At 68.6% G+C, this 16046-nt stretch carries 12 protein-coding genes; 9 read left to right on the forward strand and 3 right to left on the reverse strand.

Translation table 11 applies throughout. The features are described 5' to 3' along the window. Window position 1: 1 nt before the first annotated feature. Window positions 2-1384: an L-serine ammonia-lyase gene (locus ACFZDL_RS16215; RefSeq protein WP_391191293.1), complete on the forward strand. Its 1383-nt coding sequence runs from the start codon at window positions 2-4 to the stop codon at window positions 1382-1384. Window positions 1385-1409: 25 nt separating this feature from the next. Here the strand turns inward: ACFZDL_RS16215 and ACFZDL_RS16220 are convergent, their stop codons facing one another. Next, the gene (locus ACFZDL_RS16220) at window positions 1410-2648 is read right to left on the reverse strand and encodes an ROK family transcriptional regulator (RefSeq protein WP_353593469.1); all 1239 of its coding nucleotides are present in this window, start codon (window positions 2646-2648) and stop codon (window positions 1410-1412) included. 312 nt (window positions 2649-2960) lie between these two features. Here ACFZDL_RS16220 and ACFZDL_RS16225 point away from each other — a divergent pair, with 312 nt between their 5' ends. From ACFZDL_RS16225 to ACFZDL_RS16250, 6 genes are all read left to right on the forward strand, one after another. Next, complete coding sequence (locus tag ACFZDL_RS16225) at window positions 2961-4337, forward strand: extracellular solute-binding protein (protein WP_353593457.1); 1377 nt, start codon at window positions 2961-2963, stop codon at window positions 4335-4337. A 5-nt stretch (window positions 4338-4342) separates the two neighbouring features. Further along, window positions 4343-5260, forward strand: coding sequence for a sugar ABC transporter permease (locus tag ACFZDL_RS16230; RefSeq protein WP_353593468.1), 918 nt, complete (start codon window positions 4343-4345; stop codon window positions 5258-5260). After that, window positions 5260-6156, forward strand: coding sequence for a carbohydrate ABC transporter permease (locus ACFZDL_RS16235; protein WP_353593456.1), 897 nt, complete (start codon window positions 5260-5262; stop codon window positions 6154-6156). Before ACFZDL_RS16230 ends, ACFZDL_RS16235 begins: the two co-directional genes overlap by 1 nt. Before the next feature lie 48 nt (window positions 6157-6204). Further along, window positions 6205-9270: a glycoside hydrolase family 38 C-terminal domain-containing protein gene (locus ACFZDL_RS16240; protein ID WP_353593455.1), complete on the forward strand. Its 3066-nt coding sequence runs from the start codon at window positions 6205-6207 to the stop codon at window positions 9268-9270. Between the two features lie 362 nt (window positions 9271-9632). After that, complete coding sequence (locus tag ACFZDL_RS16245; RefSeq protein ID WP_353593454.1) at window positions 9633-10322, forward strand: hypothetical protein; 690 nt, start codon at window positions 9633-9635, stop codon at window positions 10320-10322. 1 nt (window position 10323) lies between these two features. After that, window positions 10324-10941: a hypothetical protein gene (locus ACFZDL_RS16250; RefSeq protein WP_353593453.1), complete on the forward strand. Its 618-nt coding sequence runs from the start codon at window positions 10324-10326 to the stop codon at window positions 10939-10941. A 247-nt stretch (window positions 10942-11188) separates the two neighbouring features. Here ACFZDL_RS16250 and ACFZDL_RS16255 read toward each other — a convergent pair whose 3' ends face one another. Together ACFZDL_RS16255 and ACFZDL_RS16260 are read right to left on the reverse strand one after the other, a co-directional pair. Then, window positions 11189-11656 carry a hypothetical protein gene (locus ACFZDL_RS16255; protein ID WP_391191298.1) on the reverse strand — a complete coding sequence of 156 codons (468 nt, stop codon included), beginning with the start codon at window positions 11654-11656 and terminating at the stop codon, window positions 11189-11191. A gap of 41 nt (window positions 11657-11697) precedes the next feature. Then, complete coding sequence (locus ACFZDL_RS16260; RefSeq protein ID WP_353593451.1) at window positions 11698-13863, reverse strand: PrsW family intramembrane metalloprotease; 2166 nt, start codon at window positions 13861-13863, stop codon at window positions 11698-11700. A gap of 166 nt (window positions 13864-14029) precedes the next feature. Here ACFZDL_RS16260 and ACFZDL_RS16265 point away from each other — a divergent pair, with 166 nt between their 5' ends. Together ACFZDL_RS16265 and ACFZDL_RS16270 are read left to right on the forward strand one after the other, a co-directional pair. Continuing rightward, entirely contained in the window at window positions 14030-15286 is a 1257-nt protein-coding gene (locus ACFZDL_RS16265; RefSeq protein WP_353593450.1) for an ATP-binding protein, read from the forward strand. Next, window positions 15286-16035: an RloB family protein gene (locus tag ACFZDL_RS16270; RefSeq protein ID WP_353593449.1), complete on the forward strand. Its 750-nt coding sequence runs from the start codon at window positions 15286-15288 to the stop codon at window positions 16033-16035. Before ACFZDL_RS16265 ends, ACFZDL_RS16270 begins: the two co-directional genes overlap by 1 nt. Window positions 16036-16046 lie beyond the last annotated feature (11 nt).

A 16046-nucleotide genomic window follows, 5' to 3' on the forward strand; every position in this document is an offset into this window, starting at 1 on the left:
GGTGGCCATCTCCGTCTTCGACCTCTTCTCGATCGGCATCGGTCCGTCCAGTTCCCATACGGTCGGCCCCATGCGGGCCGCGAGGATGTTCGTCCGCCGGCTGAAGAACGACGGTCTGCTCGCCCACACCGCCGCCGTACGCGCCGAGCTCTTCGGCTCCCTCGGCGCCACCGGCCACGGCCACGGCACCCCCAAGGCCGTCCTCCTCGGCCTCGAAGGCCACTCCCCGCGCACCGTGGACGTCGAGACCGCCGACGACGAGGTGGCCCGCATCCGCACCACCAAGCGGCTGCGGCTGCTCGGCGCGGAGATCGGCGCCGAGCACGAGATCGACTTCGACGAGTCCGCCGAGCTGGTCCTGCACCGCCGCCGCTCGCTGCCGTACCACGCCAACGGCATGACCCTGTTCGCCTACGACGGCGACGGCCTCCCCCTGCTGGAGAAGACGTACTACTCCGTCGGCGGCGGCTTCGTCGTGGACGAGGACGCGGTCGGCGCGGACCGCATCAAGCTCGACGACACCGTGCTGAAGTACCCCTTCCGCACCGGCGACGAGCTGCTGCGCCTGTCCCACGAGACCGGGCTCTCCATCTCGGCCCTGATGCTGGAGAACGAGAAGGCCTGGCGCACCGAGGAGGAGATCCGCGCGGGTCTGCTGGAGATCTGGCAGGTCATGCGCGGCTGCGTCGAACGCGGTCTGTCCCGCGAGGGCATCCTCCCCGGCGGCCTCAAGGTCCGCCGCCGCGCCGCCACCGCCGCCCGCGCGCTGCGCGCCGAGGGCGACCCGGCCACCCGCGCCATGGAGTGGGTGACCCTGTACGCCATGGCCGTCAACGAGGAGAACGCCGCGGGCGGCCGCGTGGTCACCGCCCCCACCAACGGCGCGGCCGGCATCATCCCCGCCGTCCTCCACTACTACACGCACTTCGTGCCGGGCGCCGACGAGGAGGGCGTCGTCCGCTTCCTGCTCGCCGCGGGCGCCATCGGCATGCTCTTCAAGGAGAACGCCTCCATCTCCGGCGCCGAGGTCGGCTGCCAGGGCGAGGTCGGCTCCGCCTGCTCCATGGCCGCCGGCGGCCTCGCCGAGGTCCTGGGCGGCTCCCCCGAACAGGTGGAGAACGCCGCCGAGATCGGCATGGAACACAACCTGGGCCTCACCTGCGACCCGGTCGGCGGCCTCGTCCAGATCCCCTGCATCGAGCGGAACGGCATGGCCTCGGTGAAGGCCGTCACCGCGGCCCGCATGGCGCTGCGCGGGGACGGGCGGCACCACGTCTCCCTCGACAAGGTCATCAAGACCATGAAGGAGACGGGCGCCGATATGAAGGTCAAGTACAAGGAGACCGCGCGGGGCGGGCTCGCGGTCAACGTCATCGAGTGCTGACGGGACGGTCCTTGGCTCGCGCGGGTCAGCCGGAGGCGTCCGTGAGCATGCGCCAGCCGGGCGCGTAGTTGCCGTGCAGCACGAGTGACGCGGCACCCACGGCGCCGACCGTGTCACCGATGACACTCCGCTCGATCGCTATGGGGCGGATGCCGCGGGCCACGGACGTGGCGTTGACGGCCTTGTCGATCTCCTCCCGCATGAGGGGTTCGACACCGCGCAGCGCCTCGCCGCCGAGGACGACCCGGTTGACGTCGAGCAGGCTGACGGCTCCCCGGGCGGCCTGGCCGATGCGGCGGGCGGCGGCGCGTATGACATCGACGGCGCCCGGGTCGCCGGCGCGGGCGGCGCGGCGCAGGGTTTGCCAGTCGCTGTGCAGGGAGTCGGGGGTGCAGGCCAGGCCGATCCGGTCGGCGGCGGCCTGGCCGTGGCGGCGCAGCAGGTCGTCGATGATCGCGGACGGGCTGCAATAGGGTCCCAGGCAGCCCGTGCCGCCGCAGTGGCAGACGCGGTCGCCGGGTTCGACGGCCATGTGGCCGAACTCGCCGGCGTTGCCCGAATCCCCGTGCATGACCGTGTTGTTGAGCACGATGCCGGCGCCGATACCGGTGCCCAGGTAGACGAACAGGAAGCTGCCCGCCCTGGCCTTGCCGCCGATCCAGCGCTCCCCGATGGCGGCGGCCGTCGCGTCGTTGTCCAGCGCGACGGGCATGCCGGTGGCCTCGGCGAACATCTCCACCAGGGGCACGCGGCCCCAGCCGGGCAGGTTCGGCGGGGAGACGACGGCACCCGCGGAGCCGTCGATCGGTCCGGGCGCGGCGATGCCCAGGCCCAGCAGCCGGGAGGCGTCCACCTCCGACCGGGCGACCAGTCGCAGCGCCGCGCGGGCGACACGGTCCACGACGTCGGCGGGGTCGCTCGGGGCGGTGAGCCGCAGCCGGCGGCTGCTGATCACCTCTCCGGCCAGGTTGGCCAGGACGATGACGGCCGTGTCGGGGTCGAGGTGGACACCGAGCGCGTACGCGCCGTCGGGGCGGGGGGACAGCAGGGTGCGGCGCTTGCCGCCGTTGGACGGGGCGTGGCCGGACTCCGTGACAAGGCCGATGTCGAGCAGCTTACGGACGACGTTCGAGACGGTCTGGTTGGTCAGGCCGGTGAGGTCGGCCAACTCGACCCGGCTCACCGGGCCGCCGGTCCGGATGGCGTCCAGCACGACGGCCTGGTTGTACCCGCCGACCCGCGGCAGGTTCGTCCCACCGAGCATCGTCACCTGTCGGTCACCTGTCCCACCTCGCACCCTGCCCCGTCTTGCCCCGTTTTGCCCTGTCGTCGGAGTTGGGCACCCCATCATCGGCGTACGCGACAGGGTATGCGCCCCGCGCGCCGTTCAGTACCGGAACTTTACATACCGGAAGCATTGACTTCATCCATCAATTGGATTTAGCTGTCGCCACCAAGCAGGCCAGAAAAGGCCAGGTCGTGAGGGCGCGTCGAGCGAAGCAGCCCCGCACGACGTACTTGCAACCCGCACGCCATCGCGGCTTTCCCTCAGGTTTCGCGTTCCGGAGGAACCACTGTGCGTTCGAAACTCATCGCCGCCGCGGCGCTCACCGCCGCCACTGCCCTGGTAGCCACAGGCTGTAGTTCGGGCTCTTCAGGGAGTTCCGCCAAGTCGATCAAGGTCGTCTACTGGCAGAACCTGGACAGCACGAACAAGCTCCAGGCGAACTTCCTCGCCTCGATGGTGAAGCAGTTCACCAAGGCCAACCCGGGCACCACCGTGAAGCTCGTCCCGGTCACCGCCTCCGAGAACGACTACTACACCAAGATCCAGCTCATGATGCGGTCCCCGGCGACCGCCCCTGACCTGGTCTACGAGGACACCGCCCTCATCAACTCCGACATCGCGGGCGGCTACCTCAAGCCGCTGGACGCCTACACCGCGAAGTGGGCCGACTGGTCGAAGTACGCGGCCGCGGCCAAGGGCGCGGTGACCGGCGCCTCCGACAGCAAGGTCTACGGCGTCCCGGACAACACCGACACCCGCGGGATCTGGTACAACAAGCAACTCTTCAAGAAGGCCGGGATCGCCGTCCCGTGGCAGCCGAAGACCTGGGCCGACGTGCTGAGCGCGGCCCGCAAGATCAAGGCGAAGCTGCCCGGCGTCACGCCGCTGAACCTCTACACCGGCACGGCCGGCGGCGAGGCGTCCTCCATGCAGGGCTTGGAGATGCTGCTGTACGGCACCCCGGCCGGCGACAAGTCCCTCTACGACGCGGGGCAGAAGAAGTGGGTCGTCGGCAGCAAGGGCTTCAAGGACGCGCTGAACTTCGTCCACACCGTCTACGGCGAGGGGCTCGGCCCCGCCAAGGAGCAGGCCCTCGGCGCCAACTTCGGCACCACCGTCGGCACCGAGCTGATACCCCAGGGCAAGCTCGCGATGGACATCGACGGCTCCTGGATGCCCAACAACTGGGGCTCCTCCAGCAGCAAGCCGTGGAAGGAGTGGCAATCGGTGATGGGCACCGCGGCCATGCCCACCCAGAACGGCCAGGCCCCTGGCAAGACATCGATGTCAGGCGGCTGGGCCTGGTCCATCCCGGCCAAGGCCGGCAACCCGGACCTGGCGTGGAAGTTCCTGAAGTCCATCCAGACGAAGACCAACTCCGCGAAGTGGAACGCGCTCAACGCCACCATCGCCGTGCGCACGGACGTCGCGACCGACCCGACGTACCTGAACGCGGTCCCGACGAACAAGTTCTTCACCGAGCTCGTGTCCTCGACCCACTACCGGCCCGGTCTGCCCGCCTACAACCAGGTGTCGACCGCGATCCAGAAGGCCATGGAGTCGGTGACCACCGGCCAGGCGTCGGTCGCCAAGGCGGCCGCCACCTTCGACAGCGACGTGGCCGCCGCCGTCGGCAAGGACAAGACCGTCAAGGGTGACTCGTGACCACGATGGCCACCGCCCCCCGGAAGGCCGGCGACCACCGCCGGCCCTCCGGGGTGCCCTCCCCCGTACGCTCCCTGCTGCGCGGCCTGCCCACGCTCCCGGCGGTGGTCCTGCTGACCGTCTTCCTGGCCGGCCCGATCGCCTACTGCGTGTACTACGCGTTCACCGACATGCAGCTGACAGGCGCGTCCGGCACCCACTTCGTGGGCCTGGACAACTTCACCCGGGCCTTCGGCGACACCGATTTCCTCAACGCGGTCTGGCTGACCTTCGTCTTCGTGATCGGCTCCGCCGTGATTGGTCAGAACACCCTGGGGCTGGCCCTGGCCGTCCTGATGGAGAAGGCCACCAAGCCGGTGCGGGCGATCGTCAACGGGGTCGTCATCGCCGCCTGGGTGCTGCCCGAGGTGGTCGCCGGCTATCTGATGTACGCCTTCTTCTACAACCAGGGCTCACTCAACTCGATCCTCGACGCCCTGCACCTGCCGCAGCAGAACTGGCTGTACACGATGCCGATTCTGGCGGTCTGCCTGGCCAACGTCTGGCGGGGCACCGCCTTCTCGATGATGGTCTTCTCCGCCGCCCTCAACGACGTACCACGGGAACTCCTGGAGGCGGCCGAGATGGACGGCGCGAGCCCCTGGCAGCGGCTGTGGCGGGTCACCCTGCCCGTCATCAGGCGGTCGATCATGACCAACCTGATGCTGATCACGCTCCAGACGCTCTCCGTCTTCGGGCTGATCTACACCATGACCCGCGGCGGTCCCGGCAACAAGAGCGAGACTCTGCCCATCTTCATGTACCAGCAGGCATTCCAGAACAGTCTCATCGGTTACGGCACCGCCATCGCCCTGGTGCTGCTGGTGGTCGGTGCCCTGTTCTCCACCGTGTACGTCGCCCTGCTCAGACTGGAGGACGACTGATGGCCGTTGTCGCCTCACCACCCGCCACCTCCACCCCGCGGGGTACGACCGCCGCGCCGACGGCCTCGCGACGGCGCCGCTCCCCGCTCGGCCGCGTAGCCGTCAACGCCGTCCTGCTGGCGGTGTCGGTGGTGTACGTCCTGCCGCTGCTGTGGATGCTGCTCGCCTCCGTCAGCGACACCAACAGCTTCCGGCTGACGTGGCCGTCGGCGTTCAGCCTCGACAACTTCGACGCGATCCTCAACGTCGACACCACCTACCGGCCGATGCTCAACAGCCTGCTGCTGTGCGGCTTCGCGACCGCCGTGACCGTGGTGGCGTCGATCCTGTGCGCCTACCCGCTGTCGCGCTACCGCTCCCGGCTGCGCCGTCCCTTCCTCTACACCATCCTGTTCTCCACGGGGCTGCCCATCACCGCCGTGATGATCCCCGTCTACAGCATGTTCGTGCAGGTCAACCTCATCGACTCGATGCCCGGCACGACGCTGTTCCTGGCCGCGTCCTCGCTGCCGTTCGGGATCTGGCTGATGAAGAGCTTCATGGACGGCGTGCCCATCGTGCTGGAGGAGGCCGCCCGGATCGACGGCGCGAACACCCTCCAGGTGCTGTGGCGGGTCGTCCTGCCGCTGATGAAGCCCGGTGTCGTCGTGGTCACCATCTTCACCTTCATCGGCATGTGGGGGAACTTCTTCGTCCCCTTCATCCTGCTGCTGTCACCGGAGAAACTCCCCGCGTCCGTCAGCGTGTTCACCTTTCTCAGCGCCCACGACCAGACCCAGTACGGGCAGTTGTCGGCGTTCTCGATCATCTACTCCCTCCCCGTCGTGATGCTCTACCTGCTGCTGTCCCGCAAGCTCGGCGGCGGCTTCGCACTCGGCGGCGCCCTCAAGGGCTGATCCCCCTACCCCAGGCTCCCCACCCCAGGCCCCAACGGAGAAACGCCCATGCACAACGACCGCGAAGTCACCGAGCAGCGACTGGACCGGGTGCTGAACCAACGCATACGCCCGGCCGTCCACGCCCGCGCGGTACCCCTCCGGGTCGAGATCTGGGACGTACCCGGCGAACCCGTGCCCGTCGCCGAGGGCCTGGCCGCCCCCTACCGCCCCGCCCGGGTCGGCGACCACTGGGGCCCGGCCTGGTCGACCAGCTGGTTCAAGGTCAGCGGCACCGTCCCGGCCGAGTGGGCCGGGCTGCCCGTGGAGGCCGTACTGGACCTGGGCTTCGCCACCCACTCCGCCGGGTTCTCCGCCGAGGGCCTGGTCTACCGCGCCGACGGAACCGCGGTGAAGGCGCTCAACCCGCGCAACACCTGGCTCCCCGTGACCGGATCGGCCACCGGCGGCGAGGAGTTCGTGGCGTACATCGAGGCCGCGGCCAACCCGGTCGTCATGCACACCGGCCCCGACGCCCTCGCCTTCGGCCCCACCTCGGTCGGCGGACGCGCGCCCTGGCTGGGCGACCCGGCCGCCGACCCGGGCGCGCCCCTGTACCGGCTGCGCCGCCTCGACCTCGCCGTCTTCGACCGTGAGGTCCACGAGCTGGTCCAGGACCTGGAGGTGCTCGGACAGCTCATGCACGAGCTGTCCCCCGACTCCCCGCGGCGGTGGCAGATCCTGCGCGCGGTCGAGCGCGCCCTGGACGCAGTCGACCTGCAGGACATCGGCGGCAGCGCCGCCGCGGCCCGCGCGGCCCTCGCCCCGGCCCTCGCGGCGCCCGCGAGCGCCAGCGCGCACCGCGTCTCCGCGGTCGGGCACGCGCACATCGACACCGCCTGGCTGTGGCCGCTGCGCGAGACCGTGCGCAAGGTCGCCCGCACCGTCTCCAACGTCACCCAGCTCATGGACGACCACCCCGAGTTCAGGTTCGTGATGTCCCAGGCCCAGCAGCTCGCCTGGCTCAAGGAACACCGGCCCGAGGTGTACGCCCGCGCCCAGGAGAAGGTGCGGTGCGGCCAGTTCCTGCCCACGGGCAGTCTCTGGGTGGAGCCCGACACCAACATCACCGGCGGCGAGGCGCTGGCCCGCCAGTTCGTCCACGGCAAGCGCTTCTACCTCGAGGAGTTCGGTGTCGAGACCGAGGAGATGTGGCTGCCGGACACCTTCGGCTACAACGCCGCCCTGCCGCAGCTGATGAAGCTGGCCGGCGTCCGCTGGTTCCTCACCCAGAAGATCTCCTGGAACACCACCAACAAGTTCCCCCACCACACCTTCTGGTGGGAGGGCATCGACGGCACCCGGATCTTCAGCCACTTCCCGCCCGTCGACAGCTACAACGGCGAACTGTCCGGCGCCGAGCTCGCCCACACCGTACGGAACTTCCAGGACAAGGCCGCCGCCAACAGCTCCCTGATCCCCTTCGGCTACGGCGACGGCGGCGGCGGCCCCACCCGCGAGATGCTGGCCCGCGCCGCTCGGCTGAAGGATCTGGAGGGCTCGGCCCGGATCGCCATCGAGAAGCCGGCCGACTTCTTCACCCGCGCGCACGCGGAGTTCGAGGAGAACGGCGGCGCCCCCGTATGGTCGGGCGAGCTGTACCTGGAGTTCCACCGTGGCACGCTCACCAGCCAGCTCGCCACCAAGCAGGGCAACCGGCGCAGCGAACACCTGCTGCGCGAGGCCGAACTGTGGGCGGCCACCGCCGCCGTGCGCCACGGGCACCCCTACCCGTACGAGGCGCTGGACCGGCTGTGGAAGACGGTGCTGCTGCACCAGTTCCACGACATCCTGCCGGGCACGTCGATCGCCTGGGTGCACCGGGAGGCCGAGGAGACCTACGCGGCCGTCGCCGACGAACTGGGCCGGCTGATCGAGGACGCCCAGCGGGCGCTGGCCGGACCAGGAGAGGGCACCGTCGTCTTCAACGCCGCGCCCCACGCCCGTGGCGGCATCCCGGCGTTCGGCGCCGCGCCACGTGCCACCACCGACTCCCCGGTGCGGCCGGTCGCGGACGGCGACGGCTTCACCCTGGACAACGGCCTGGTCCGGGTGGTCATCGACGCCCAGGGCCTGATCACCTCCGCATACGACCTGACCGCCGACCGCGAGGCGCTGCCCCCCGGCGCGCGGGCCAACCTGCTCCAGCTGCACCAGGACTTCCCCAACCAGTGGGATGCCTGGGACATCGACGTCTTCTACCGCAACACCGTCCGCGACCTCGTCGAAGCCGAGTCGGTCACGGCGACCGACGGCGGCGTGCGCGTCGTCCGCGTCTTCGGCGCGTCACGGATCGAGCAGACCCTGACCCTGCCCGCCGGCTCCCGGCAGCTCCTGATCGACACCGTCGTCGACTGGCACGAGAAGGAGAAGCTCCTCAAGGCGGCCTTCCCCCTGGACGTACGCGCGGCGCACTCCACCGCCGAGATCCCCTTCGGGCACGTCGAGCGCCCCACCCACACCAACACCAGCTGGGACGCGGCGAAGTTCGAAATCTGCGCCCACCGATTCCTGCACGTCGGCGAACGCGACTGGGGCGCGGCGCTGGTCAACGACTCCACCTACGGCCACGACGTCACCCGCGACGTCCGCCCCGACGGCGGCACCACCACCACGGTCCGCCTCTCCCTGGTGCGCGCCCCCCGCTTCCCCGACCCGGACACCGACCAGGGCACCCACCAGCTCCGCTACGCCCTGCTGATCGGCGCCGACATCGCCGACGCCGTCCGCGAGGGCTACCACCTCAACCTGCCCGAACGTGCCCTGCCCGGGAGCGCGCCCGTGGCCCCCCTGATCTCGGTCGACCAGGAGGGGGTGGTCGTGGAGGCCGTCAAGCTCGCCGACGACGGCAGTGGCGACGTCGTCGTCCGCCTCTACGAGGCCCATGGCGTCCGCGCCCGCGCCACCCTCACCCCAGGGTTCCCGCTCGCGTCCGCCCTCGTCACCGACCTCCTGGAACGCCCCCTCGACGACCCGGCGAGCCACCAGGTCACCGACGGCACCGTCCGGCTGACACTGCGCCCCTTCCAGATCCTCACCCTCCGCCTCCGCCCGGCGGCGGCCCAGGGCGCCTAGGCGCAGGAAGCCTGAGCAGATGGCCTCGTTGTTCTCGCGGGATGCGCGAGAACAACGAGGCCATCTGGGGATGCGGGGCGGGCTCGCGGCGAACGTCATCAAGTGCCGTCCCGCCGGACTCTTCCGTCACTACGCGCCGCTGCGCACAAATTCGCGTAGGCACCTACGCGACAAGCGCTCTTACTTTCTGATAGCTTTTCATCAGTCAGAAGACGGCGGCTAATTATTCGGCTGGAAGCCAAAAGCGACTGCCTGACGGCAGAGCTATGCCCCGGGGCGCTTGCTATGCCTAGGCGCACACCGGGGCTTACACGCCGACCATACCTGGCGTCAACAACGGAATCAATCCCGTGGGGGGTGCGGTGCGTACTCAGGAGTTAAGTCTCGGCGCGGTTGCCAGGGCCGTACGGGCGGAGGTGTTCTCCCCGCCCGGCAGCCTCTGCTCTCCTGAGTGCGACGGCGTCATGCGGTGGTACGCCTGGGAGGCCGAGATCGCCTCGGCCTTCGTACCTCTCCTCCGCCACCTGGAGCGAACGCTCCGGCACGCCATGGCGAAGCAGCTCACGGCACGGTTCGGCCGGGCTGACTGGTGGGACCACCCCGAGATCGACCTCCACCATGTCTCCCGGGGCAAGATCACAGCCGTCCAGAAGAAGCTCGCCCGCAACCGCCGCCGGGTGCTCACGGCCGAGGCCGTGCAGCATGAGCTCACGCTGGGCTTCTGGGTCGCTCTACTCGGCCCGGGCAACGACTACGAGACCCGGCTTTGGCGGCCCACCCTGCGGCACGCCTTCCCTTCCTATCGCGGCGCCCGCAAGCCCCTCTACAAGGACCTGGACGAGCTGCGGGAACTGCGCAACCAGGTGGCCCACCACGAGCCAATCGGCTCCCGGACTCTCGCCGCCGACCGGGAAAGCGCGTATCGGATCCTCGGGTACCTTTCGGCGGATGTGCACGACTGGGCGCTCGCAGAGGACCGGATTCCCCAGGTGCTCGCCGAGCGCCCGACTCTCTGCGCTCCGGCGCTCCCGGGCCCCCGGAAGGAACTCTGAGATGCCCACGTACGAACGGCTTCGCCTCGGCGAACTCTGCGAGATCGTACCCGGCCCTTCCGGTGGCCTCTTGGACGAGCTGTCGGCAGGTATCGACGGTGTGCCCGTCATCTCGCCTCCCGACCTCACCGACCGCCAAGTCGTGGACACCAGCCGCATCCGGCGGGTGAACGGGGAAACCGCGAACAGCTTGGCGGACCGATTCCGGCTCTGCGCGGGCGATGTGGTCCTCGTCCGCCAGTCGACGACGGGCCTCGGGCGACGAGCTCTGATCACCGAAGAGCAGGAGAGATGGCTGTTCGCCACCTCCTGCCTTCGGGTCGTGGTGACGAGCGACCGGCTCCTCCCGTCCTATCTGCTGCACTACCTGGGCCATCCGCCGGTGCACCGCTGGATCGGCAACCGGGCCAACCCAGGGCAGGCCGTGGAAACCCTGACGTCCAAGAACTTGTCAGAGCTGCCGGTGTTGTTGCCCGACCTGGACAGCCAGCGGGCGCTGGCGGGCGCGCTCGACGAGATCAACACGCAGCTGCGCATGCATGACGAACTGAGCAGGCGGCTGCCGCTTCTGGGACAGGCCATGCTCACCGCGAAACTCGGGGACGCACGACTGGAGTGACTCGGGTGGCAGCCGATCAGCCGGAGCCGGCCCCTCGCCGTGGAGTCGCGGAATCGAGGAGAACAGATAAACGTGATCAGCCCGGTACGGGGGCTGCTGAGCTGCAACCCGTTGCCTTCGAGCGCGCCGATGACCTGCCTGGCGTCGGCGGCCCCCGTCCCTGCCGGTACCAATAGAGAAACCCGTCGCTCATTTCCTACCTAACGAAGACATGAACGCAACGGTGAACAAGACCGCACGGCCCACGTCACTGCGATGACGTCAGCAGAGCGTTCGCCCGTACCGCTATTTCGTCATCCTCAAGATATACGGACTGGGCGCCCAGATCGTTTGTGATCCGTCGCAGCACCTTCAGCCACTCGGCGACGAACGAGTTGATCTCGACGGCCAATTGACTCCTGTCGTTGAGAAGGGACTCGTAACCTCCGGAGACGGCCATCCAGCGGGAATCAATACTCAGCAATTCCCCATCCCGACGAATCAGCCATTCGGCAGAGAAAGTGTCCGATCCCCAGTAGACCCGCGTTTCGGAGAACTCCCGACGCTGCACCCCCTCAAGTAGGGGCACAAGGTCGTCGAGTAGCACCGGAATATCATAACGGTACTCCAGCAGCACCGGAACCCGGTTCCACACCAAAACCGCGTGCTCGGTCTCCAGAGGATAAAGCTGACCCACCGCATCGGCCATGTCGTCAGCGGCTTCGACCTTCAGCACCTCGGGACACCCGGATTGGATGTAAAAGCTCACAAAAACCTCTATCGGGTCAACGGGTAGGCGTGCACCTTACCGTTCGGATAAACTTTCACGAATATGCTGTTCGGCGTGCGGGTCGTTCCATCCGACAGATATTCCACGCAGTTATGCCCGTCCGGTAACCTGAAGAACCCCTCCTTGCCCGGCCCCAGTTCGGCTCCGCGCTCGGTAGCGTACTTGACATCCGCGGCACTCCCGAAGCGTCCTTGCGGACGGCCATCTTTGATCGCACGAGCCGTTCCCTCCGACCAGTCCAACCCGTGCTTTCCTCCTCTGAGCAGGGGCGCCTCCGGTTTGTACTTCTGGCCGTCCTTCTCGAACCCTCTTCCGACTTCCTCGGCCTGTTTCCTCTTAGTGAGCCCGTTCAGCTGCTGCTGGCTCTGTGTAAAGGCTCGCTGCTGTTCCTCGGTGACCGGGCCGGACTCATCCGATGGAAAGCGCCCATCGGTGCGGCCTGATTGCTTCCCTTGCTTCTCGGATGGCGCATGGGCTGATGTGCCCTCTTCCGCGCCACTGCCGTCAGCCGCCGCAGCCATCAGGACGACGCCCAGGGCGCCGAGCGCGGCGGCGTGGACGGCCGCCTCGGTGGTGATGACGCCGGCCGTCACCCCCGTGGTCGCGAGGGCGAGCCCGCCGGCGGGCGGGAGGAGGGCGAGGAAGGCGAGCAGCATAAGGGCAAAGCCGAGGTATGCCAGGAAGTTGTTCAGCGCGTCCAGGAGGTGGAGATTGCGGATCACCGGGCCATCCGGCGCCACGCCGTCCCCCAGTCTCAGCACCAACACCACACCCGTGACACCGCTGCCGAACGCCACCCAGAGCCGGAGGCGGATGATCGCGAGCACCTCGCCATGCGGAAGCGCGAGAGTCGCCCGCCAAGCGACCAGCAGCCGCACGAGCCGCCAGCCGGTCAATAGCAGACCGGCGATCCCGAAGCCGACCAGGATGTACGGCCCGTTGCCCGAGCCGAAATACTGCTGTACCTCAGCCGCAGCGGGAAAGGAGCCGACCAGCAGAAGGGCCAGGGCCGGGATCATCAGCCCGAGTGAAACGACCACGAACCACTTCCGGCGTGGGTCCCGAAGCCCGCGCCCCGCCCGGAGCACGGCCCGTAAGTCCACACCACGCCACGCATGTTCACGGTCGGAGGCGTCGATCTGGGCGGCGGCCCAGGCGACCGTGCGGTACAGGGCCTCGGCACCGGCATACGGTGCCCCGCCCCTCACCCCGTAGAGCAGCGACCGCCGCAGTCGGGCGAAACGTAACGCGATCAGCGTGGACCAGGGAACACACCAGGCGGCGTAGCCCGAGAGCGCACTCAGGCCGGGTTTCCCGGACCGCTCCGCGTGCAGGAGGGCGCCCGGCACGACCGGTTTCGCACGCCACACCTGCCGCAGATCGGCAGCCATGGCCACGGCCAGGCACACCAGCGGCACCGCCCACAGCATCCCCTCGAACGTGTCGACCCGTGACGCGGCGCCCCGGTCGGTCGGATGCGCGGCTGCGTAGTTGGTCAGCATGTGCAGAGCGGACGTGGCGGCCAGGGGCAGGATGCCGAGAACGCGTATCCAGCCCCTCGTACGCAGCAGAATCCCAAGCCCGAGCGCCGCCAGAGCCGTGTAGACCAGATGGGGGCTGGTTCCCGCGGCAGGCGAGAGATCGCCCAGTTCGAGTGTCCCCTGCGGAGCGGGGAACCAGGCGGAGAAGACCTGCTCGGGACCAGGGATGTAAGGCGCGCGGAGACTGTCCGGGATGACCCAGCCACCACCCGGGTGGGAGATCGCCCGTCCCGCGTCCAGTCCGTAGCGGGTCACCGCCTCCAGCAACCCGAAACCGGCCCCCAGCCCCGTGCCCAGCACGACGTAATCGGTGAGCCCCCATTGCCGCCGGATCCTGATGTTCCAAGCCACCAGCAGCAGCGGCGCGAGCTTCACCAGCTCTTCGATGACCGGGTCGACCGTGTAGCTCGCGGTCTCCACGACCTTGGTCAGCGGCTCCCCGGTCACCTCCGCGACGCTCCGGGTGTATGCCAGCTCCAGCAGCGCCGCCGCGACCCCGCACCCGTAGACACCCACCGCGATGGCCAGCAATGCCGTGAAGACCCGCACCGACCGCGTCGACGAGGACAGCACCAGCAACTGCGCCACGCCGTACACCGTCGCGGCGACCATGAGTAACGCCAAACCCGCCCCCGATGGCTGGTCGAATCGGCTGGCGAGGCTACGCCTTGATCACGGGCGCGACAAGATGATTTTCTTGCCGCCGTCCGACCGGAGTGCAAGACGATCACTCCAAGCTGCCGCATCACCGTTACGCTGTGTCGATGAGGAGGGTGGCATGCTGCTGAGATTCCGCGTGGCGAACGCGTTGTCCCTGCGCGACGAGCAGGAGCTGTCCTTCGTCGTCCCGCAGGGTGAGGACGCGCCGACGGCCCGCGCCCTGAAGCTGTCCGACGGCAAAACGCTCGACGTCTACCCTCTCCTGGGCATCTTTGGGGCCAACGCCTCCGGGAAGTCGAACGTCCTCAGCTCGCTCAAGAAGATGCGAGAGGCCGTCCTGCAGTCCTACACGGGCTGGGGATCCCACGGGCCCGTCCCCCGCGAGCGCTTCGCCCTCGATCCGCACTCGGCCGACGAGAACACCTTCTACGAAGCGGATTTCGTTCTCGAGGACGGCGTCCGCTGGACCTACGGCTTCGAGCTGAGCGATATCCGAGTCGAAGCCGAATGGCTGCACGCCTACCCCAAAGGGCGCCGACAGGAATGGCTCGACCGAGACGCCTCGCGGGACAGGGAATTCCACTTCCCCGGAGAGCGGATCCAGGACCGCGCGCTCCTTGCCCGTACCACCAGGTCCAACGCCCTGCTGCTCTCCCGGGCCGCCGCCGACAATCACCCCCAGCTCAGCCGGATCCACCGCTGGTTCTTCGGCAACCTCTGGGACATCGGCCCCGAGACGGAGCGGCCCCAGCGCGAGGCGTACACGACGGAAAGGCTCCAGGACCCCGAAGCCCGGTCCCGCATCGAGGAGCTGCTGCGCGTCGCCGACCTCGGAATCACGGGCACCCGCGTCGATCAGCCCCCCGGCACCGACCGTCCCGTCGTCCGCCTGATCCACGCCGACGGTGATGGCGATGGAGTGGCCATCGACTGGAAACGGGAGTCCTTCGGCACCCGCTCCTGGTACGCCCTCCTGGGACCGCTGCTGCTCGCCCTGGACGAGGGAGCGGTCCTACTGATCGACGAACTGGACTCCAGCCTGCATCCGCGCTTCGCCGCCGAGGTCGTCCGGCTCTTCCACGACCCTCTCGTTAATCCCAAGGGCGCACAGTTGGTCTTCACCTCCCATGACCCTTCGCTGCTGTCCACCCCGAGCGGCGGCAGGCTGCTGGACCCCGGCCAGATCTGGCTCACCGAGAAGGACAGCAGGGGCGCCAGCGAGCTGTATCCGCTGACGGCGGCGGAACCGGGCGAGGACGAGGATCTGACCCGGTCCTATCTGGAAGGCGCGTTCGGAGGCATCCCCACGCTCACCGCGGGACAGATCGGACGCAGACTGCTGATGGCACGAGCGACGGAGGTGGAGCGGACCTGATGGCTCCGAAGAGGGGGAAGGACTCGGCACAGCGCACCACCCGGCCATCGGTTCGCCGCCGGATGGTCTACGTGTTCACGGAGGGCACTCTCACCGAGCCCTCGTACATCGACGCGCTGATCGGTTTCAAGCAGCAGGCGCGTGACAACGGAACACTCAGGGCGGATGGCGTCGAGTCCACCATCGAGATCAAATGGGACGAGCGCACCCACGGCGGGACGCGCGGTCCGAAGCGCGCCACTTATGAGCGCAAGCCGCTGGTGATCGTCGAGGCCGCCATCGCCCACAAGAAGAAGGTGACACGGGAAGCACGGCACCTGGGCAAGCAGTACCAACCCTCGGTGTGGTGCCTCTTCGACCGGGACGATCACCAGGGCGTACAGCGGGCGGCCACCGCGGCGTCCAAGGCAGGCGTCGAGGTCGCGTACTCCCACCCCTGTTTCGAACTATGGCGACTGCTGCACTATCAGAACTACACGACCCCCCTCGGCGGGGTGTGCGGAGAGGCGTCAGCCCGCCTCCGGCGGAATCCGAAGTTCATCAAGACGTACGGTCGGCACTTGACCTCCGTCTCCGAGGACCAGGCGAAGCTGGTGCTTCCGGATCAGGTGCGGGACGGCTACAAGCAGGCCAAGGGTTTCGCGAAGAAGATCAACGAGCAGCACACCTCCCCCGAGCGCGAGAAATGGGACCCTTACACCGATGTATGGCGCTTTGTCGAGGACGCCATCGGGCTGACCGACTACTGACCGGCGCTCCC

This window comes from Streptomyces sp. NPDC007917 (assembly GCF_042959105.1).
GTDB lineage: Bacteria > Actinomycetota > Actinomycetes > Streptomycetales > Streptomycetaceae > Streptomyces.